Source organism: Endozoicomonas sp. ONNA2, from assembly GCF_024606365.1.
Lineage (GTDB): Bacteria > Pseudomonadota > Gammaproteobacteria > Pseudomonadales > Endozoicomonadaceae > Endozoicomonas.
Genome location: NZ_JAHHPO010000365.1, coordinates 1 through 5576, shown reverse-complemented (window position 1 = coordinate 5576; position 5576 = coordinate 1). Strand labels below are relative to the sequence as shown.

The window sequence follows — 5576 nt, the reverse complement described above, 5'->3', positions numbered from 1 at the left end:
GAGCTTTTTCTTTTCCTTTGTGCTCTTCGTGTGCTTCGTGGTTCAAAGCTTTTGCCTCTGAAATTAATAGATGCTTAATGTCTATCATAAGAAGCACCACTACCCTATACAGTGCCCAGTCAACCAGATAAAATATCTCTGATGGTTGTAAATGACAGTGAAGTGCGTAATTGCAATACTTGATTTTACCCAGTCCGGCAAAATACTGCCCCCCGCTGCCGCAAAAGCACAGGCAGTTACAGGTTTTCGGGAAGCATCTGTAGAAATGTGGACTTCAGGAAAATTCCCGGGTATTGAATCAACTGACTACGTTATCTAAATTCTGAATACCCAATGAATAAATCGCATCAATGGTCTCTTTGGTTAAACAGCCTATCTTGATCATACCAGTGATGATTTTAGTTACAGGTAATCCTTTGCCCCTACAGGCTGTGAACACGTACTCAACCAAGTTTTTACTTCTCAGGCGTTCTTCCGGGATATCAAGATTCAATTCAAGAATATCCGGGCTTGCCTTAAAAGCAGTGTACAACATAATTTGGGTAAGTTTGCTTTTTAACAAAATCATTTCAATCTTTTCAATGATTTCCTCGTTTCGTTGGGCGCTATATTTAACCTCTTTATTTCCTATTTTGAAATTCTTTTTTATATAGAGTGCCATTTCCCAAGTTGCCCAATCGGACTCCGATACCTCGGTCGGATTGTTTCCAAATTGCTTGGGGTTAATACCCAAAACACTGATTCCACATTGGTAATTATCATTTAAAATAGTGGTGAACCGATGCATTAGTTTATTTCTATTGGCATAAGTATTACTCCTGTTGACAATAGCCGTTTTCATGAAATCTCCAGCCAACTCGCTGGCTGTGGTGTTCTCAAGTTTATCGAATGAAACCCTGTAACCGGGCAGTTGGCTATTTGTTGCTTCATGGGTTTGTGAACTTGCTGTATCCGGCACATAGCGTGTGTATATTGTGTTAATCAGTGCTTCGTCAACCAGTCCCGCCGAAATGGCTGCTAAAATAAAGTTTTTCACAGGTTGATTCAGGGTATACAGTAAGTTGGATACACACTTGAAAGTATCTTCGTCCAAGATAGAGAGTATATACGCATCGTCATATCTCTCCGGATTAATGGATCCCAGGAAATCTGACAGAAATTTTTCTGCATGATCCTTCCCGATTTTTTGTCCTATTTCTACAATGGCATCGTATTCAAAATCACCTCCATTCTCCTTGGCATTTCGCTCCCACGTCTCCCAATCCCAACGGCCAGGATTCTTTGGGTTTGTCAGTACGCTCAGCTGAACCGGGAGTGTAAAAGGTTCAAGGATGCGCTTGTTTATTTCCTTGATCACTCTGGCAAACAGCGATTTTCGGAATTGCCCAATGTCCAGTCGGTTGGATTGACTGATTTCTTCGGTCTTTGAAATAAATTTTTGTGCCACCTTTTCAATGGTAAGGTGACTCTGACCGGTTTCTTCCTGGTAAGTGGGTGGAGCTTCAGTTTTTGGAACTATGGGCGGAAAATTCGGATCCATAACTTACCTCTGTAATTGCAGCAACAATGATGTGGTAAAAATAATATTAATCATTGGACCCATGCAATAAAGAAAAGTTCCCTACACTAACCTGAGTCCATGAGTTCACAAGGGTTGTTTACTGTCATGTCTGACCCGCTTCTTTATGTAGTTTCTACGCCCATGGGTAATCTGGGTGATATGACGCCCAGGGCCGTTGATGTCCTTCGTCAGGTTGATGTTATTGCCGCAGAGGATACCCGGCACAGTAAGCGCTTGATGAATCACTTTGGCATTGATACTGCGCTGATTCCCTGTCATGACCACAATGAACGACAGCAGGCCGGGATGATTGTGCGACGTATGCAGGCGGGGGAGACCATTGCGTTAATCAGTGATGCCGGTACGCCGTTAATTTCTGATCCCGGCTTTTATCTGGTCCGGTTGGTGAGAGAGGCCGGATTTCGAGTGGTTCCCATACCCGGCGCCTGCGCTTTTATCGCGGCGCTGTCAGTCAGTGGCCTGCCCACTGACCGTTTTTATTTTGCCGGTTTCCTGCCCGCTAAAGGGGCAGGGCGTCGCAAGCAAATAGCATCGTTGGCGGCTTTTTCCTGTACCTGGGGGGTTTATGAGTCGCCACACCGTATTATGGCGCTTCTGGAAGATCTCGACACTGTGCTGGGCGGTGGCCGGTGTATTGTGCTCGCCCGGGAAATCACCAAAACCTTTGAAACCATCATGACCGGCACGCTGTCTGAGATTCAGGTGGTCTTGCAAGCGGACACCAATCAGCAGCGTGGGGAGTTTGTGGTGCTGGTTGAGGGTTATAAAGAAGACCGTGCAGAAATCAGCCCGGAAATTGAAAAAATGCTGCACCGCCTGTTACAGGATTTACCCATTAACAAAGCGGCGGCTGCAGTTGCTGATCTGACCGGGCTGAGAAAAAAAGATCTCTATGAGCTGGCTTTGGCGCTGAAAAAGGGGGCGTAGCTGCTGTTTTTGGCCAGCCTCCTGGCCCCGGTTACTGTTTTTTATCACTGTAAAAAGCAGGCCCTTGGAGCACGGGCCCCATGTTTAACAAGCAGTTCCTTACACGTTGTGTGAGTATTCTTGTGAGTCCACTCGAGCGCCGTGCGGCCGTAGTTGTCCTTCGCATTGACCTTGATGCCATGAGCGGTCAGTAATGCCGTGATCGCTTCTGTATGGCCGTTATAGGCAGCAAAGTGGAGGGCTGTCCGGCCATCGTTATCCTTCTCGTTGACCTTGATGTCGTGTTTGGCCAGTATCACCATGATGGATTCAGCGTCGCCGATGTGGGCAGTAAAGTGGAGGGCTGTCCGGCCATCGATATCCTTCACATTGACTTGGATGCCGTCAGTGGCCACTAATACCTTGAAGGTTTCTGTGTGGCTGTTAGAGGCAGTGGCATGGAGAGCCGTCCTGCCATTGTCATCCTGCTCATTGATCATGGTGTCGTCAGCCTCCACCATCGCCCTGACGGTATCTGTATGGCCGTTACAGGCAGCATACTGGAGCGCTGTACCGCCATCGTTATCCTTCTCATTGACGTTGATGTCACGGGCGGTCAGTAACAACTGCACGGTTTTTGTGTGGCCGAATGCGGCAGCAAAGTGCAGAGCCGTCCGGCCATCGTTATCTTTCTCATTGACCATGGTGCCGTCAGCCTCGAGAAACAACTGGACGATTTCTGTGTGGCCCTTGGACGCAGCTATATGCAGAGCCGTGGCGCCACTGTTATCCTGCTCATTGGCCTTGATGCCCTCAGCGCCCAGTAACGCCTTGACGGTGTCTGTATGGCCGTTAAAGGCAGCTTCATAGATCGCCGTCGCGCCACCGTCATCTTTCTCATTGACCCTGATGCCGTCAGCGTCCAGTATCGCCAGTACGGTTTCTGTGTGGCCGTTACGGGCCGCTACATGGAGAGCTGTGGAACCATGGTAGGTTTTCTCATTGACCTGGCTGCCGTCAACGTCCAGCAACGTCCGGACATTTTTTGTGTTGCCGTGTCTGGCAGCTAACTGCAGGGGCGTAGCGGTATTTTTATGGGGCTTGACATGGATATTCGCACCACTGGCAATCAGCTTTTTCAGGCACTTGGTCCCGCCCTTCAGTACAGCAGTCAAATGTAGCGCTGTTGCGCCGTTGTTTGCAGCGGTATTGATATCCGCGCCTGCGTCGAGCAACCATGTCAGGCGCTCTGAATTACCCCATCGGGCAGCGATCATCAAAGGCGTGATGCCGTCGTTATCCTTGACATTAATATTTACGCCCCGGTGAGCAATCAGCTCTTTCAGGCATCCGGCGCCGTTTTCTTTTTGGGTGGTAAAGTCTTCGGTTGTCTTGCCGTCAGGGAGTTTGCCGGAAGCGTTTATGTCCATGGCAGGCCCTTGCTGACGGTCTTTGGTTATGCCGATTTTGGTGGCTATATGCAGCGCTGTTTCGCCTTTTTTGTTGGTGCTATTGACATTCACCCCCTTTTTCATCAGCTGTTTCAGGCATTCGAGCTGACCGTTATATGCGGCCAGGTGCAGGGGGGTCTCCCCATGGTGATTGGCGGCATTGACATCGGCACCCCGGTCGATCAGGGTCCGGACGCAATCAGTATGGCCATACTTGATGGTGACTGATAACGGGTATTCAGGATGACCTGTGAGCACCGAATGGTAAGTCCGGTTTGCCAAAGCTTTGTTTTCGTCCAGTAGCTCTGTCAGTGCCTGCAGATTTCCGGTAAGGCAGACCTGAAGCATCCTGGTTGTACAATAACGTGATTCGTCGTCCAGCAGTTTCATGCCGTCCAGGCGCATCAATGGCAGTGCCGGGTGCTTACATAAACATTCCCGTTTTTCAAGACTTTTTAACGACTGCTGTTCACTGTCAAGCCATTCGGTAATGCATTCCAGGTGGAAAATGTCGGAGTTCGGGCAAGAGGTTGTGACCAGTGAACGCCCACCAAATTGCCCGGGATACCCGTCGTCACCCTTACAGATAGAACAATTAAAGAAAAATTCTGCTCCATTGCCATTGACACCATTCATCGCTACTAGCCTGCTGTAATTATTCAATTGGTTCGAGGATAATCCCCGGCATTTTTTGCCTGCCGGTGATCGCCGTTGCAATAATGTCCGGATAGCCTGGTAATTTCATCAGACGATGGTGGCTTACGGTTGTTTTGGCTATTTCTGCCAACCCTTTCTGCCAGTTCGCTGCATCGTCATTCCAGACAAGTAACTCAAGCCATGCATTCTCTTTCACGGGAATCTCTGTGGATAAACTGACAGGTGACTCTGGAACCATGTAAGTGAATGTTGGGAAAAAATAGTGGCTAAGAGAATGGTATAAAAATCAGAAAATTCCAGAATTATGTGCGGGTGCCGGTTATGATTTAAAGCAATCAATATTCAGTAGCCAGAAATATTCGATTCCATTAAGACCCCGGTTTCCTTTCAGAGAACTACCGGGTTCATTTCCTGTTCTTGATAGACGGCATTAGCCCCGAAAGTTCCTGCAAGCCCGGTAACAAGCCCGCCAACAAGCCCGGTAGCAACGAAAATAGCCCCATGAGTGCCAAAAGCAGCCCCGACAGCCCCGACAGTAGTGACAGCCCCGACAGCCCCGGCAGTAACCCCGATGACTCCGGCAGTAATCCCGACGACTCCGGCAGTGAACCCGATGACTCCGGCAGAAATACCGGCGGTCTTGACAGTAAACCCGAAAGTGCAGGCACAAAGTCCGACGAATACGCCAGCTGCGCTAACAGCTCCGCCAACCATGGCAGCAGCCCGGTCAACTCCGGCAGCAGCACCGACGGCCCCGGCAGCAACCCCGGTAGTTAAAACAGCCCCGGTTGTAATCGCGGAAATCGCGGAAGTCCCGACAGTAACCGCGGTTATACACAACGCAATAGCAACCGAGGGAGTATTACTCAAAGTAGTTTGGCTAAAAAGTATGATAGTTTTTTCCGAAAAAATGACCACACGCTCTTGTAATGGAATTTTTTTTATCTCTTTTATCTCGTTATCAGTTAATGGAGTGTGAC

General features: G+C 48.8%; 4 protein-coding genes and 1 pseudogene. 1 reads left to right on the top strand and 4 read right to left on the bottom strand.

Features of this window, described 5'->3' with window-relative positions; translation table 11 throughout:
• Positions 1-298 precede the first annotated feature (298 nt).
• The gene (locus KDK14_RS06635; RefSeq protein ID WP_257264240.1) at positions 299-1540 is read right to left on the bottom strand and encodes a hypothetical protein; all 1242 of its coding nucleotides are present in this window, start codon (positions 1538-1540) and stop codon (positions 299-301) included.
• A gap of 126 nt (positions 1541-1666) precedes the next feature.
• Between KDK14_RS06635 and rsmI the strand changes: the two genes are divergently transcribed.
• Positions 1667-2509 (top strand): 16S rRNA (cytidine(1402)-2'-O)-methyltransferase, encoded by an 843-nt coding sequence (gene rsmI, locus KDK14_RS06630; RefSeq protein ID WP_257264239.1) that lies wholly within the window; start codon positions 1667-1669, stop codon positions 2507-2509.
• Positions 2510-2553: 44 nt separating this feature from the next.
• On the opposite strand, the gene KDK14_RS06625 is transcribed toward rsmI, so the two are convergent.
• From KDK14_RS06625 to KDK14_RS06615, 3 genes and pseudogenes are all read right to left on the bottom strand, one after another.
• Complete coding sequence (locus KDK14_RS06625) at positions 2554-4575, bottom strand: ankyrin repeat domain-containing protein (RefSeq protein WP_257264238.1); 2022 nt, start codon at positions 4573-4575, stop codon at positions 2554-2556.
• A 19-nt stretch (positions 4576-4594) separates the two neighbouring features.
• Positions 4595-4792: a hypothetical protein gene (locus KDK14_RS06620; protein ID WP_257264236.1), complete on the bottom strand. Its 198-nt coding sequence runs from the start codon at positions 4790-4792 to the stop codon at positions 4595-4597.
• A 191-nt stretch (positions 4793-4983) separates the two neighbouring features.
• Positions 4984-5576 (bottom strand): annotated as a pseudogene (locus KDK14_RS06615) (hypothetical protein); the annotation flags it as partial.